12 protein-coding genes are annotated in these 15,181 nt (G+C 66.1%); 6 read left to right on the plus strand and 6 right to left on the minus strand.

Going from position 1 to position 15,181, the window contains the following annotated elements:
• Positions 1-75: 75 nt before the first annotated feature.
• Complete coding sequence (locus tag HXX15_RS14720; protein ID WP_296516800.1) at positions 76-1,209, minus strand: site-specific DNA-methyltransferase; 1,134 nt, start codon at positions 1,207-1,209, stop codon at positions 76-78.
• Positions 1,210-1,611: 402 nt separating this feature from the next.
• Between HXX15_RS14720 and HXX15_RS14725 the strand changes: the two genes are divergently transcribed.
• Together HXX15_RS14725 and moaB are read left to right on the plus strand one after the other, a co-directional pair.
• On the plus strand, positions 1,612-2,544 hold the full coding sequence (locus tag HXX15_RS14725) for a neutral zinc metallopeptidase (protein ID WP_296516801.1): 933 nt from the start codon (positions 1,612-1,614) through the stop codon (positions 2,542-2,544).
• Between the two features lie 72 nt (positions 2,545-2,616).
• On the plus strand, positions 2,617-3,177 hold the full coding sequence (gene moaB, locus HXX15_RS14730) for a molybdenum cofactor biosynthesis protein B (protein ID WP_296516802.1): 561 nt from the start codon (positions 2,617-2,619) through the stop codon (positions 3,175-3,177).
• Between the two features lie 66 nt (positions 3,178-3,243).
• Here moaB and HXX15_RS14735 read toward each other — a convergent pair whose 3' ends face one another.
• The 4 genes from HXX15_RS14735 to HXX15_RS14750 form a co-directional block, all read right to left on the minus strand.
• Positions 3,244-4,170 (minus strand): helix-turn-helix domain-containing GNAT family N-acetyltransferase, encoded by a 927-nt coding sequence (locus HXX15_RS14735; protein WP_296516803.1) that lies wholly within the window; start codon positions 4,168-4,170, stop codon positions 3,244-3,246.
• Between the two features lie 97 nt (positions 4,171-4,267).
• On the minus strand, positions 4,268-4,831 hold the full coding sequence (locus HXX15_RS14740; RefSeq protein ID WP_296516804.1) for a glycosyl transferase: 564 nt from the start codon (positions 4,829-4,831) through the stop codon (positions 4,268-4,270).
• A gap of 130 nt (positions 4,832-4,961) precedes the next feature.
• The gene (locus HXX15_RS14745) at positions 4,962-6,587 is read right to left on the minus strand and encodes a PEP/pyruvate-binding domain-containing protein (protein ID WP_296516805.1); all 1,626 of its coding nucleotides are present in this window, start codon (positions 6,585-6,587) and stop codon (positions 4,962-4,964) included.
• 15 nt (positions 6,588-6,602) lie between these two features.
• Positions 6,603-8,531 carry a hypothetical protein gene (locus HXX15_RS14750; RefSeq protein WP_296516806.1) on the minus strand — a complete coding sequence of 643 codons (1,929 nt, stop codon included), beginning with the start codon at positions 8,529-8,531 and terminating at the stop codon, positions 6,603-6,605.
• Positions 8,532-8,695: 164 nt separating this feature from the next.
• Between HXX15_RS14750 and HXX15_RS14755 the strand changes: the two genes are divergently transcribed.
• The 3 genes from HXX15_RS14755 to HXX15_RS14765 all read left to right on the plus strand — a co-directional run bounded on the left by HXX15_RS14755 (position 8,696) and on the right by HXX15_RS14765 (position 12,258).
• A complete protein-coding gene (locus tag HXX15_RS14755) occupies positions 8,696-9,856 on the plus strand; it encodes a PA0069 family radical SAM protein (protein ID WP_296516807.1) in 1,161 nt (386 codons plus the stop codon).
• 79 nt (positions 9,857-9,935) lie between these two features.
• Positions 9,936-10,670: a ribonuclease HII gene (locus HXX15_RS14760; RefSeq protein WP_296516808.1), complete on the plus strand. Its 735-nt coding sequence runs from the start codon at positions 9,936-9,938 to the stop codon at positions 10,668-10,670.
• Positions 10,671-10,746: 76 nt separating this feature from the next.
• Positions 10,747-12,258 carry a glycosyltransferase family 39 protein gene (locus tag HXX15_RS14765; protein WP_296516809.1) on the plus strand — a complete coding sequence of 504 codons (1,512 nt, stop codon included), beginning with the start codon at positions 10,747-10,749 and terminating at the stop codon, positions 12,256-12,258.
• A 3-nt stretch (positions 12,259-12,261) separates the two neighbouring features.
• Here the strand turns inward: HXX15_RS14765 and HXX15_RS14770 are convergent, their stop codons facing one another.
• A complete protein-coding gene (locus HXX15_RS14770) occupies positions 12,262-13,101 on the minus strand; it encodes a uracil-DNA glycosylase (RefSeq protein ID WP_296516810.1) in 840 nt (279 codons plus the stop codon).
• A gap of 234 nt (positions 13,102-13,335) precedes the next feature.
• Here HXX15_RS14770 and HXX15_RS14775 point away from each other — a divergent pair, with 234 nt between their 5' ends.
• Positions 13,336-14,994, plus strand: a complete 1,659-nt coding sequence (locus tag HXX15_RS14775) for an electron transfer flavoprotein-ubiquinone oxidoreductase (RefSeq protein ID WP_296516811.1) — start codon at positions 13,336-13,338, stop codon at positions 14,992-14,994.
• Positions 14,995-15,181 lie beyond the last annotated feature (187 nt).

The raw sequence follows: 15,181 nt of genomic DNA on the forward strand, positions 1-15,181 counted from the left end.
GCGTAACGTCGCGCGACGACGAACACGATGCGGTTGTCTTGAAGGACGATTGCTCGGTGGAGCGCGAAGCGGTCGTTAGCCCGCCGCCATCTCGCTGCGGATTTCGGCGCGCAGCTCGTCGATCAGTCGCAGGCCTTTCTTGGTCTCGATGTGCCAGAAGGTCCAGCCGTTGCAGGCTTCCGAGCCCTGCGCCACCGCGCCGATGCGGTGGATCGAGCCGACCTTGTCACCCAGCATGATGGCGCCGTCGGCGCGCACCAAGGCGCCATGGCGCTTCTTCGAATCGACCAGTTTGGTGCCTGGCGAAATGATGCCGCGTTCGATCAGTTCGGAGAACGCCACGCGCGGCGCGCTGCGCGCTGTCATGAACGGCGCCAAGGTTGCGTCGGGCAGCGGCTCGATCGCGGCGATCCGGGCCTCGGCGGCATCCGCGTAGACCCGGTCGCGCTCGAAGCCGATGTAGCGGCGGCCGAGCCGTTTGGCGACCGCGCCGGTAGTGCCGGTGCCGTTGAACGGATCGATCACCAGATCGCCGGGCTTCGATGACGACAGCAGCACGCGAGCCAGCAGGCCTTCGGGCTTCTGCGTCGGATGCACCTTCTTGCCGTCGCTGCCCTTGAGGCGCTCGTCGCCGGTGCACAGCGGAATCAGCCAGTCGGAGCGCGCCTGGACGTCCTCGTTGGCGGCCTTCAGCGCTTCGTAGTTGAAGGTGTAGCCCTTGGCGTTCTCGTCGCGTGCCGCCCAGATCATGGTCTCGTGCGCGTTGGTGAAACGGCGGCCGCGGAAATTCGGCATCGGATTGGTCTTGCGCCAGACAATGTCATTGAGAACCCAGAAGCCGAGGTCCTGCATGATCGAGCCGACGCGAAAGATGTTGTGATAGGAGCCGATCACCCACAGCGTCGCCGACGGCTTCATGATGCGGCGGCAGGCCAACAGCCAGGCGCGGGTGAAGTCGTCATAGGCGGCGAAGGAGGAAAATTTGTCCCAGTCGTTGTTAACTGCGTCGACGTGGGACTCGTCCGGGCGCTTCAAATCGCCCTTCAGCTGCAGATTATAGGGGGGGTCCGCGAACACCAGATCGACGGATCCGGATGGCAGTTTCGACATCTCGGCGACGCAATCGCCAACGACGATGCGGCTGTCCGGATGGGACTCGAATTTAGTGCGGGGCGCCCTTGCAGACGCCCCGCGACGCGACACAACCATGACTCAAATACTCTGACTCAGGCGACGCTGTCGGCGACGCGGGACTAAACAACCGACTGGCCGTACATTGACCCGGCAAAGTAAAAATCGACTTAATTGAAATGCGCTTCGATCTGTATTCAAATCCGCGCCGAATGGTCGCGGAGATGCGGGCAAGTGGCTCGCGACGCGGCCATCCGGATTTGCGAGCCAGTCGCGGATCGCGCAGGTCCAATGATTTCAATGCGATTTCGAATGATCGATTGGTCGGCGCGGTGAGCGTCGCCGGCAACCGCGCCGTCAACTTGCAGACTAGGCAATAATTGCCGGGCAGGTTAATGCTAATTGCCATGGAAATTTTTTCGGCGAGCCGCGTTGTGCGATCGGCGTCCACCGCCGATGAACTGAACCGAGGGAAAGCTGATGCGTTACGATGACTTCCGTCGCAGCGATAACGTCGAGGACCGACGCGACGACGATAGCAGTGGCGGTAGCGGCGGCGGCTTCGGCCTGCCGATGGGCGGCGGCGGACTTGGCATCGGCACCGTCATTGTGCTGGGTCTGCTCGGCTGGGCGTTCGGCATCGATCCGCGGATTCTGATCGGCGGCGCGGAAATTCTGACCGGCGGCAATCAGGCGCCGACCTATCAGACCGATCGCAGGTCGAGCCCGGCCAAGGAAGGCGCGCCGACCGACGAGATGGGCAGCATGATCTCCGGCGTGCTCGGCGAGATCGACGATCGCTGGAGCGAAATCTTCAAAGACAGCGGACAGTCCTATTCCGGGCCGCGCATCGTGCTGTTCCGCAATGCCACCAATGGCGGCCGTTGCGGCATGGCGCAGGCGGCGATGGGACCGTTCTATTGTCCGCCGGACAAGCAGATCTTTCTCGACACCGGATTTTTCCGCCAGGTCGAGACCCGGTTCCACGGTTGTTCCGGCAGCGCCTGCAAGTTCACCGCAGCCTACATCATCGCCCATGAGGCCGGACACCACATCCAGAACTTGCTCGGCATTTTGCCGCGGGTGACCCGGCTGCAGCAGCTATCCGGCTCCAAGGCCGAATCCAACGCGTTGCAGGTGAAGGTGGAGTTGCAGGCGGATTGCCTGTCCGGAGTTTGGGTCAATCGCGAGCAGAAGAAGCGCCCGAACTTCCTCGAAGAGGGCGATATCGACGCCGCGCTAACGACCGCGAGCGCGATCGGCGACGATACGCTGCAGCGCCAGGCCACCGGCCGGGTGGTTCCGGACTCTTTCACCCACGGCTCGGCCGAACAGCGCAAGCGCTGGTTCATGACCGGCTTTCAGCAGGGCACCGTGCAGGCCTGCAATACCTTTGGGGCGGAGCGGCTGTAGCCACGTCGTCATCCTCGCCTCTCCCCGCGCGCGGGGAGAGGGGTGCTCCGACATATCTTGAGGCGCAGATCCATGGCCAGCATCGACCAGCCGAAGAATTTCATCCCGCTCAACATCGCGGTGCTCACTGTATCCGACACCCGCGCGCTCGACGACGACAAGTCCGGCGCGACGCTGGCGGAGCGGCTCACCGGCGCCGGTCACAGACTGGCGGCGCGCGAGATCGTCACCGACGACGTCGAGGGGATTCGCGGCGTGGTCCAACGCTGGATCGCCGACGCGGGCGTCGATGTCATCATCACCACCGGCGGTACCGGCTTCACCGGCCGCGACGTCACTCCGGAGGCGATCGAACCGTTGTTCGAGAAGCGGATGGACGGCTTTTCGATGGTGTTTCAAATGTTGAGCTACGCCAAGATCGGGACCTCGACGATCCAGAGCCGCGCCACCGCCGGTGTCGCGGGCGCGACCTACATCTTCTGCCTGCCGGGATCGCCCGGTGCCTGCCGCGACGCCTGGGACGGCATTCTCGCCCCGCAACTCGATTACCGCACCCGGCCGTGCAATTTCGTCGAGATCATGCCGCGGCTGGACGAGCATCTGCGTCGCGGCAAGGCCAAGGACTCGGCCTGATGCGGCAGCCGCGTGCGCGGCGGTTCGTTTTGACAGTAACACCGGCCGCGGATCGCGCGGTCTGGTTCACAGCGTCAGCTCCCAGGTCTCGCCGATGAGGTCCTGACCGAAGCTGCGGTGCGGCTCGGTCGCGACCAGCACGAAGCCGGCGTCCTGGTAGATTCTTCGCGCGGCGGTCAGGATACTCTGGGTCCACAGCGTGATGCCGCGATAGCCGCATTGTCGGGCAAAGCCGATGCATTCGCCGACCAGCCTGTGACCAAGCTTCTGGCCACGCCCGGCCGGATCGACCAGCAGCAGCCGTAGCTTGGCGATCTGATCGGTGTGCCTGACCAGAAACACTGAGCCGACCGGCGCGCCGTCAAGCTCGGCGATCCAGCAGCGTTCGCGCGAGCGGTCGAACGCGGCCAGGAACTTGCCGGCGATCTCTGCCACCAGCGCCTCGAATGACGAATCGAAGCCGTATTCGGCGGCGTAAAGCGCGCCGTGACTTTGCACCACCCAGCCGATGTCGCCGGGGCGGGGATGGCGCAGCGTCACCGGTCGTGGCTGCTGCGGCTCGCCGAGCAGCCGTTCGATCGTCGCCATCGCCCGCAGCAACCGTGCGCCATCGCCGGGTGGCAGCGTACGCAGCAATGCTGCGACGTTGTCACGCGAGGCGCGCTCGAGTTTGGCGAAGGCGGCGCGGCCCCTTGCGGTCAGCGCCAGCAGAACTTGCCGCCGATCCGCAGGCGACGCGGTGCGGCTGATCAGGCCGGCGTCGTGAAAGCTCTGGATGATCCGGCTGAGATAGCCGGGATCCAGTCCCAGTTCGGCGCCGATCACCTTCGCGGTCAGCCGCTGGCGCTGCGCCAGTTCGTAGAGGATGCGCGCCTCGGTCAGCGAATACGGGCTGTTCAGCAAATGCTGTTTCAGCACGCCCAGCTTGGCGGTGTAGAACCGGTTGAACGCCCGCACCGTGGCGACGGAAGCCTCGGATTCTGGCTGTGACATCACCCACCTCGATACTTGTCATTGTCAACTAAATATTTGACTTTAGCAAGTATCCTGGCGCGGCTCTGATCCGCAGCGTGGTGTCCGGTCGACGGAGTCAGGCGACGATGATCCGGCTGCGCAGCATGGTGCGCGACGAGCGGCCAAGTTGGCGCAGCAGCCGCGCTTCTGAGCGGCGGGCGTCGTGACCGCCGAGCCGGTCGTAATGCTCGCGCGCGATCAGCAGGCCCTGGTCCGCCATCGGGCCGGTGATGGCACGGCGCAGCAGATTGAATCCGTCGCGCCAGTTGGATTCCGCATAGGGCGAGCGGGCATAGCGGAAGATTCCGGCACGCGGTGTGCCGCTGAACGAGACCCGCTGGATGAACTGGGTGGTTTCTTCGATCCAGCCGGAATCCAGCACGGCGCCGGCATGCAGGAACATCAGCCACGGCGATCGCGCCTGCCGGGCGCCCGCCGCCAGCGCCGCGGTCCGCGATCCCTCGAAGGCGAGAAAATGGCACCCGGCGATATCGGCGACCCGCTCGATGACGTCGCTGCCGCCACGGTCGACCAGCACCACGTCGCTCACCACGCCGGCCGCGGCTCCGGGCACCAAAGCCGCCAGCGTGGCGACCGCGTCCCGTTCGACGCCTTCGGTGGGGATGATGACGCTCAGCATTGAGCTTGGCGAGCCTTTCACAACGAACCGCCGCACCGTTATCATCTTGTCACGATTAAATCAGCGAATTTTTGCCTCGTTCCGGCGACCGGCGCGGCGGTGCCGATAGGCGGTGCCCGGCGCGGCAATTCTATCGATGGGCTTTCTGCTTGCCGGTCGATCGGCGATGGCCAGACCCCTCGGCGTCCTTGCGCCAGCGCGCGATTTCGGTCAGTTCCGCCTCCGGCCGGGTCACCACGATCTCGCGCTGCCCGAGATAGATATTGCCGCGGTCGCCGTCGATCGAGATCCAGTCGCCCTCGGCAATCGCCGTGCCTTTAAGCGTGGCGCGATCGGCCGCGGCATCGACCGTCATCTCGCTGCATCCGACCACGCAGGGCTTGCCGAGTTGCCGTGCCACCAGCGCCGCATGCGCGGTGCGCGCCCCAACCGCCGTCACGATCCCGGCGGCGACGGCAAAGCCGGCGACATCGGCGGTGCTGGTATCGGGTCGCATCAGGATCACCGGATCGCCGGAACCGGCCAGCCGCTGCGCCCCGTCCGTGCGGAACGCCGCGCGGCCGACCGCGATGCCTCCGGAGGCGCCGATCCCGCAGATGATCGGGGCGCCGGCGCCGACCAGTGAAGTGTCCGCCAGCGTAGCGAGGTCGATGCCATCGATCCGCGCCAGCGCCTCATGCGGCGCGATCAGCCCCTCGCGCACCAGATCGACTGCGATCCTTAGCGCTGCGCGCGGGGTCCGCTTCGCCGAGCGGGTTTGCAGAATCCACAATTTGCCGTCCTCGATCGTGAACTCGACATCCTGGACGTCGCCAAAATCCTGTTCCAGTCGCTTCAGAATGGCGCCGAGTTCGTTGGCGATCGCCGGCAGCGCGCGGGCGATCGACTGTTCGGTATCGGGAGTGCGGCGGCCGGAGACGACGTCCTCGCCCTGGGCATCAAGCACCAGGTCGATCATCGGCTCAGGCCGCCCGGTCGAGGGATCGCGCGAAAACGCCACGCCGGCGCCGGACGTCAGCCCGCCATTGCCGAACACCATGGCCTGCACCGTGACCGCGGTGCCCTTGAGGTCGTCGAGATCTTGCAGGCGCCGGTAGGTCTGGGCGCGCTCGCTGGTCCAGGAGCGGAACACCGCCCGCGCGGCGCTGTCGAGCTGCACCATGGCGTCCTCGGACCAGCCGTCGTCATGGCCTTCGATCAAGGCCAGTTCGTCGGCGGCCAGGCGTTCGAGCGCCTCGCTGTCGAGATCGCGGTCGCTGGCGGCACATTCGCTGGCGACCAGGTCGGCGACCCTGGCCACCAATGGCGAGGGGTCGAGGCCGAGCACGGTTTCGGCATAGCTTTCGATCAGGCGGCGCCGGCAATCCCATGCCAGCCGGGGCCGGCCGGTCGAACGGATCAACCCCTGCACCGCGGCGGAGGTGCAGCCGACATCGAGCACGGTCTCCAGCATGCCCGGCATCGAGCGCGCCGCCCCCGAGCGCACCGATACCAAGAGTGGCCGCCGCCGGTCGCCGAACTGCCGGCCGGTCGTGGTTTCCAGGAACGCGATCCCCTCCTTCAACCCGTCGCGGAGGTGGCGTTCGGCATGGCGGTGGTTGTCGATGATGGCGGCGCACAGCGCCACCGGGAGCACGAAGGCCGGCGGGACCGGCAATCCCAGCACCGCCATCCGCGCCAGATTGGCGGCCTTGGCGCCGATCGCGTCGGCATCTGGCTGTTCGGTCGAGTTACCGCCGATTCGAACGATATGCATGGAGCCGCTCCCTGGTCAGACCGACAGATCCGCGATGATGCAGCGGCGCAGCAGATGGCCGAAGCTGGACAGGCGGTCGGTGGTGCGCTCGATGGCGCGGGCGAGTTCGAGCACGCAGAGCGAGGTCGCGACATCGAATTGCCCGGCGAAGACCCGGGCGGTGACCTCGCGCTCGCGCAGATCGGCGCCGTGTTCGAGGTCGATCAGGCTAACGATGCAGGCCAGCGCATCATCCGAATCGCTGCGGCGTCCCTCCTGGACTTCGGCGGCGGCGGCGAGGCCAGACGCCGCGGCCTCGGTGCCGGCGACCGCGCTTGCACACAACCCGGCCAGCGCCGCCAGCAGCGCCGGATCGATCCCGGCCGGCGCCAGCGAGGTGATGAAGGCGGCCTGTTCCAATTCGTCCACGGCGTCCTCGGCGCGGTCGATCAACCGCTCCAGCAGCGGCCGGGCGTTGAGCCGCGCCACTTCCTTGCGGGCTTCGATCGCGATGCGGTCGGCCTTCTGTTCGATGCGGACGGCGCGGGCGGTGAGCTGCTTGCCATCGACCGCGCGGCCCGCTTGTAGGCCGGCGATATGATGCGCCAGAGCCGCGGCGAGATCGTGGGCAAGCCCGATCTGACGCAGCACGATTGCCAGTAGCGCGCTGTCCACCCGCTCCAGATGCCGGACCAGATCGGCTTCGATCTGGTCGCGTACCAGCCGCACCGAGCGTCCTGCGGTCAGCGCTTCGGAGGACACCCGCATCGCGGTCTTCAGAAAATCGATCGCGGCGTCGCGGCCGAGCGCCTGATCGAGCCGTTCGCCGAAGCCGATCCGGGTCGGCGCGGCGTTGCGCACCGCGGAGCCGATCAACTGGTCGCCGCCGAGTTCGAGGAAGCCGCGGTGCCCGATCCGGTCCCGCGCCGCCCATTTGAGGATGGCGGTGGCGTCGTTCTTCGCCACCCAGGTGCGGAGCAATTTGCGCGCTTTGTTCCAGTCGATCAGGAACACCAACGCCGCGCCGATCGCGGCCAGGAAGGCGTCGCGTTCCTTGGCGCTGTCGGCGTGCAATTGTCCAGTCACTAGATAAAGCGTGCCGTCGTTGCCGAGCCCTTCGGCGACGTGGCGATCGAGCCCGCTCCATTTCGCCGGAAAATCCTCGAACTCGCCGACGAAGAATTTGGCGCGGGCGCGATGGATGTCGGTGTAGGTGACGGTGACGGCGTTCTTCTTGACGGCGATCACCACCACATGCGCGTCGGTGGTGCCAATATCGTTTTGGATCAACAGCCGCGGTCCCGACCGCGTCGCCATGGTGTCGAGGCCGGGGTGGTTGAATTTCAGCGCCCGGGTCTGGTCCAGCCCGCGCATGAAACTTTCCACCGCGCCGTGATCTTCCTGGCGCAGCCCAAAGGCCTTGGCGCCGGCGACGGTCTCCTCGGCGCACCCCGCCGCCAGGCGGTTCAACGCCTTGTGCAGGTCCATCACCAGGCGATGCAGGCCGTCGGTGCCGTTCTCTGCGATTCCGGTGAGATTGGCGATCCGCGCCAGTTCGATCTCGTTGCCGGGCTCCAGAGCGCCGCCGGCCACCAGCGCCGCGAGCCTTGCCTCCATGGTCGCCCCGGCGCCCGCGTCGCCCGCCTTCACCGCGCGGATCATGGCGCCGACGTCGTCGACAATGTCCTTGATCAATCGCGCCAGGTTCGGCGCGGTGATGCGGCCGTCGCCGGCGAGGTGGGCATCGGCGATCAGCGTCGCCACGGTGGCGGGCGCAATCCCGGCGGCGTGACATTCGGCTTGCAGGTCCGGCGCCGGACGATCCGGCTGCCGCGCGCGCTGCGCCGCGGCCTGCAAGGCGCTCATCCGCACCTTGACGCGGTCGTTGGCGGCCAATCCCTCTGCCACCAGCGTCGGCAGCAGCATGTCGGTCTGGCCAAGCTGTTCGATGATCTGCGACTTCATGGCGGTCCGCCCCCGGGGCTTCGACGATAGCTCTATGCGCCGACTCCGCGACCGTTTGATTGCGTTGGATCAGGTTCCAGCAAGTCGCGGCGGTCGGACGCCATGAACCATCGCCTGCGGATTTTGTTCTTGATTTGTTCCAGATGGTTGCTATCGTCTCCAATATGAGCAGAGCATCCGTTGCCCTCAAGCGCCCGCCGGTCACGGCGCCCTCCGAACCGGCGGGCGCGACTACTCCCTTTCCGGCGATCGAGGTTGCGATCGACCGCGAACGCCGCCGCGGTCGCGGCGCGCAGTCCAACGGCTGCGGCCGGTTCGAGGCCGAGGCCCGGGTGGCGTTCGACGACGGCTGGCAGAGCCTCGACGACCTGCCGGCGTTCAAGACGACCGTCGCGCTCGACACCGCGCGCAAAGTCATCACCCGCAACGAGTCGCCGGACATCGGCTTCGACCGTTCGATCAATCCCTATCGCGGCTGCGAGCACGGTTGCGTCTACTGCTTTGCGCGGCCGACCCACGCCTATCTGGGACTGTCGCCGGGGCTGGATTTCGAATCCAAGCTGTTCGCCAAGCCGGACGCGCCGGCGCTGCTGGAGAAGGAACTGGCGGCGCAGGGTTACGAACCGAAGATGATCGCGATCGGCACCAATACCGATCCGTATCAACCGATCGAGCGCGACCACAACATCATGCGCGGGATTCTCGAAGTGCTGGAGCGCGCCTCGCATCCGGTCGGCATTGTCACCAAGTCGGCTTTGGTCACCCGCGACATCGATATTCTCTCGCGGATGGCGAAGCGCAATCTCGCCAAGGTGGCGATCTCGGTGACCTCGCTGGACCCCAAACTCGCCCGCAGCATGGAGCCGCGCGCCTCGGCGCCGGCAAAGCGGCTGGAGGCGCTGCGGCAATTGTCGGAGGCTGGAATTCCCACCACCGTGATGGTGGCGCCGGTGATTCCGGCGCTGAACGATGCCGAGATTGAGCGGATTCTCGACGCCGCGGCCCATGCCGGGGTCAAGGAAGCCAGCTACATCCTGCTGCGGCTGCCGCTGGAAGTCCGCGACCTGTTCCGGGAATGGCTGATGGCGAATTACCCCGACCGCTATCGCCACGTCTTCACCCTCATCCGCGAGATGCGCGATGGACGTGACTACGACTCGCAATGGGGCACGCGGATGAAGGGCACCGGGCCGATGGCCTGGATGATCGGGCGGCGGTTCGAGATCGCCTGCACCCGGCTCGGCCTGAACAAGCGGCGCTCGAAGCTGACCACCGACCATTTCTCCCGGCCGGAGCGCAGCGGCCAGCAATTGAGTCTGTTCTAGCGACCGCGCGCCGCTGAATAACGGGCATGGCGCGGATTTTCCGGTTGCGCGTGCCGTGGCCGGCCCGCAGCATCCCGGCATGATTCGGGACCAGGAAAAACTGCCGCCCAAGCCGGCCAAGGGCGTGATCGCGGTGGCGCCGCCGAGCTTCAAGCGGGAACGTGCGCTGCTCAAGCGCGGGGTCTGGCCGGTGGCCGGTTGCGACGAGGCCGGGCGCGGCCCGCTGGCGGGGCCGGTGGTCGCCGCCGCGGTGGTGCTCGATCCCAAGCGGATTCCCAAAGGTCTCGACGATTCCAAGCGGCTGACTGCCGAGAAGCGCGAAGCGCTGTTCGAGCAAATCTGCGCCACCGCCTCGGTCGCGGTGGCTTATGCATCGCCGGCGCGAATCGATCGCGACAACATCCTGCGCGCCTCGTTGTGGGCGCTGGCCCGCGCGGTGCAGGCGCTGCCGGAGATGCCGCAGCACGTGTTGGTCGATGGTCGCGATCGGCTCGATATCTCCTGCGATTGCGATGCCGTGATCGGCGGCGACGGCTTGGTGCTTTCGATCGCGGCGGCATCGATTATCGCCAAAGTGTCGCGGGACCGCCTGATGTGCAAGCTGGCGCTGGATTGTCCAGGCTACGGCTTCGAGAATCACAAGGGCTATGGCGTGCCGGAGCATCTCGAGGCGCTGGCTCGGCTCGGTCCTAGCGTGCACCACCGCCGTTTCTTTGCGCCGGTCGCAGCGGCGCGGGAGCGCCACGAGGCGCTGGCGCGCGCGGGTAACCGGGGTGAAGCGGAAGCCCTAATCATCATAGAAGCGGCGCTTTGAACCAGGCCAAGCCGGTTGCCTGAGTGGCCCGTGGGCTCTATCAGGATGGGACTCAATCCCGCTGACCCCGGTTTGCATGCGTTTCACCTCCCTGATCATCGAACTGATCCGCGCCCGGCCGCGGCTGGTGTTCTGGCTCGTGGTGATGTGTCAGGCGCTGCTGTGGCTGCTGGTGCCGGTGATTTTCTACTCCAGCCCGCCGACCGACACGGTGACCGTGCTGGCCTATGGGCGGGAATATCAGGTCGGCTCCGATCTCGGCCCGCCATTGGCGTTCTGGCTCGCCGATATCGCATTCCGCGCCGCCGGCAATCATGTCGTCGGCGTCTATCTGCTGTCGCAGCTGTGCTTCATCGTGACGTTCTACGCACTGTACCAGTTGGCGCGCGCCGTGGTCGGGGCGCAGCAGGCCGTAATCGCGGTGCTGCTGACCATGACGGTGACCGCGTTCAGCTCTCCCGGCGTCGAATTCGGGCCGCTGATTCTGGCGCGGCCGTTGTGGGCGCTGGTGCTGCTGCACAGCTGGCTGATCATCGGCCAGGGCCGCCGCAGCGCCTGGTTCGCGCTGTCGATCGAGGCCGGCCTGCTGTTGCTCACCACGGTTGCTGCCCCAGTCTTGCTGTTGCTGCCGATCGGATTCGCGCTGGCCACGGAGCGCAGCCGGCGCGCGCTCAAGTCGTTCGATCCGTTGTTCGCGCTGCTGGTCGTGGCGGTGTTGGTGCTGCCCTATGCGATCTGGTTGTTCCGCGCCGATATCTTCGCGCTGCCGCCGTGGCCCGCCACCGCGGAACTGCCGGACCGGGTGCTGCGGTGGGGCGAATTGTCCGGCGGGCTGCTGCTGGGGTTGATCGGAATCGTGGTGTTGGTGGTGCTCAATTCGGCCTGGTTCCACCGCAAGCCGGAAAACGCCCCGATCATCTTTCGTCCGCCGGTCGACCCGCTGGCGCGGCAGTTCGTCTACGTCTTCGCGCTGGTGCCGGCGCTGGCCGGCAGCTTCGTCGCCGGCATGTTCGGTCTGGATCACGTCGTTGGCGGACCGGGCATCGCGCTGTTGATGTCGGGACTGGCAGTGGTCGTGACGACGGGCGACCTGGTCTATCTGCGCCGCCAGCGCGTCCTGCGCGCGGTGTGGGCGGCGGCGATCGCGGCTCCCGCGCTAGCGGTGATGGCCACCACGGTGATCCAGCCCTGGACCGGCAAGGGCGAACTGGCGACCTCGCTGCCGGCGAACGACATCGCCCGCTATTTCAGCGACAGTTTCGAGCGCCGCACCAACCGGCCGCTGCAGGTGGTGGCCGGCGATCCGCAATTGGCCGGGTTGATCGGGATGGGCCCGTCGCGTCCGCATCTGTTTCTCGATGCGACGCCGCAGCGCACGCCATGGGTGACGCCGGCGAAGTTCGGGGAACTCGGCGGCGTCGTGGTGTGGCGCGCGGCCGATACCGCCGGCAAACCGCCTGACGACATCGCCCAGCGCTTTCCCGACATCGTTCCGGAATTGCCGCGCGCGTTCGAACGGATGATCGCCGGTCGGCAGCCCTTGCTGCGGATCGGCTGGGCCATCGTGCGGCCGAAACAAACGCCGTAGCCCTTACACGCCGTCCTTGCCTGGGCTCTCCGCCAGCGCGGTGGCGATGGCGCGCAGATCCTGCCAGGCCAACCGCTTGTAGGACGGTGAGCGCAGCAGGTAGGCCGGGTGAAACGTCGGCAGCGCGCGGATCTCGCGGGTTCCGGTGTCGTAGTCGAACCAGCGCCCGCGGGTCCGCATGATGCCGTCGCGGGTCGCCAGCAACGTCTGTGTTGATGGATTGCCCAGCGTCACCAGCACGTCCGGATTGACGAGTTCGATCTGCCGGCGGATGAACGGCAGGCAGATCTGGGTCTCTTGCGGCGTCGGCGTCCGGTTGCCGGGCGGCCGCCACGGAATCACATTGGCGATGTAGGCATTGCCGCGGTTCAGCCCGATCGCCGCCAGCATCAGATCGAGCAGTTTTCCGGAGCGCCCGACGAACGGCAGTCCCTCGATATCCTCCTCGCGCCCGGGCGCCTCGCCGACGAACATCACCCGCGCCTTCGGATTGCCGTCGCCAAACACCAGTCGCGTCGCGGTGGCTTTCAGCGCGCAGCCGTCGAACCTCTCCATGAGGGCGCGCAGCGCCTCCAGCGATGGCGCGGTCGCTGCTGCGTCCCGCGCCGAGGCGATCGCAGCGTCAGGCGCGGGTGCCGGAACACCGGTCGGAGCCGCGATCGGTCCCGGCGATTTCATAGCCGGCTGCGCGGTCGCGCCGGTGTACGCCAGGCGCGGCTCCGCGGCGGCCGCAACCTCGTCGGTCATCCGGCTGACCGGTTCGTCGTTCAGTGCGCAATCGACGCCGGCTTCGAGATAGAACGCCAGCAATTGATGCACGCTCGGTGCGCGGTCAGGTGTCATGTTTCAAGTGTCAAGTTGAGCTGTCGCCATCGTCGACGGCTCAGAACTCCGAGGCCGAAGGTCTCAACGCGGCCGGCCATTGCTGTGTCCGGCCAACAGTAACTCTGGACCAGAACGCAGCGCGGCGAAAGCCGGCAGTTGTTCGCCCGGTACATTTGGGTGGTTGTCCTTCCGGGAAAAATCGGAAACAACACCCCCTGGAAACGTTCCGAAGTGCCTGTGCGAGAAAAAAACATGAGTGCAGAACCGCTGCCGCCCCGCGAGTCCATGGAATTCGACGTCGTCATCGTGGGTGCGGGACCCTCCGGTCTGGCGGCTGCAATCCGGCTGAAGCAGATCAATCCCGAACTCACGGTGGTCGTTGTTGAGAAGGGCTCCGAAGTTGGCGCCCATATCCTGTCAGGCGCGGTGATCGATCCGACGCCGCTCGACAAGCTGCTGCCGGGCTGGCGCGAAGACGCTGACTGTTCGCTGAAGACGCACGTCACCGACGACCATTTCTTCGTGATGACGGGCGCGACGTCGTTCAAGGTGCCGAGCTTCTTGGTGCCGCCGATGCTGAACAACCACAAGAACTTCATCGGCTCGCTCGGCGATCTATGCCGCTGGCTGGCGCCGCAGGCCGAGGCGCTGGGGGTCGAGATCTATCCCGGCTTCGCCGCCACCGAAGTGTTATACGGCGAGAACGGCGAAGTCCGCGGCATCGCCACCGGCGACATGGGGATCGGCCGCGACGGCCAGCCGAAGGATTCCTTCACCCGCGGCATGGAACTGCTCGGCAAGTACACGCTGTTCGCCGAAGGCGCGCGCGGCAGCCTGTCGAAGCAGCTGATCGCCAAATACCAGCTCGACAAGGACAGCGAGCCGGCGAAATTCGGCATCGGCCTCAAGGAAGTCTGGCAGATCGATCCGAAGAAGCACAAGAAGGGTCTGGTGGCGCATTCGTTCGGCTGGCCGCTCAGCAACACCATCGGCGGCGGCTCGTTCCTTTATCACTATGGGGACAATCTGGTGGCGGTCGGCTTCGTGGTGCATCTGAACTACGACGACCCCTATCTGTCGCCGTTCGACAATTTCCAGCGCTTCAAGACCCATCCCTCGATCAGCCGCATCTTTGAAGGCGGCAAGCGGATCTCCTACGGTGCCCGCGCCATCACCGAGGGCGGCTATCAATCGGTGCCGCGGCTGAGCTTCCCGGGCGGCGCGCTTGTTGGCTGCGCCGCGGGCTTCGTCAACGTGCCGCGCATCAAGGGCGTGCACAATGCGATCGGCAGCGGCATGCTGGCGGCCGAACACACAGCCGCCGCGCTCGCCAGCGGCCGCGCCAACGACGAACTGGTCGAATATGAAAACGCCTGGCGCGGTTCCGCGGTCGGCAAGGACCTGTTCAGAGTCCGCAACATTAAGCCGCTATGGTCGAATTTCGGCACCAGAGTCGGCGTGATGCTGGCCGGGTTCGAGATGTGGTGTTCGACGCTGGGTTTCTCGCTGTTCGGAACCCTATCGCATTCGAAGCGCGACCGCGACACGCTGAAGCCCGCCAAGGAATACAAGCCGTTCCCGCCGGTGAAGCCGGACGGCAAGCTGACCTTCGACCGGCTGTCGTCGGTGTTCCTGTCCAATACGAATCACGAGGAGGACCAGCCGGTTCATCTCAAGGTCGCGGACATCAGCCTGCAGAAGAGTTCCGAGCACGACGTCTATGCCGGCCCCTCCGGTCGTTATTGTCCGGCGGGGGTCTATGAATGGGTCGATGAAACCGCCGAACCGCGCTTCGTCATCAACGCGCAAAACTGCGTTCATTGCAAAACCTGCGATATCAAGGACCCCAACGGCAACATCACCTGGGTGCCGCCGGAGGGCGGCGGCGGCCCGAATTATCAGGGCATGTGACCCACGATCTCGTGAGCGGCGGCGTAGCCGGCAAATCGCCGCAGGTCACGATGCTGCCATACTGCGGCCGTCTCAATCGAGCCGGCGGAACCGCGCCGCCGGCCTGTCCGACGGCTTTGTCTCCGATCGATTCCCGGCCCTATCCTTGCGGTTGAACCGCAAACGCGGCATTGTCACCGGCTTGATG

The sequence above is a fragment of the Rhodopseudomonas sp. genome, from assembly GCF_013377015.1.
GTDB lineage: Bacteria > Pseudomonadota > Alphaproteobacteria > Rhizobiales > Xanthobacteraceae > JARJEH01.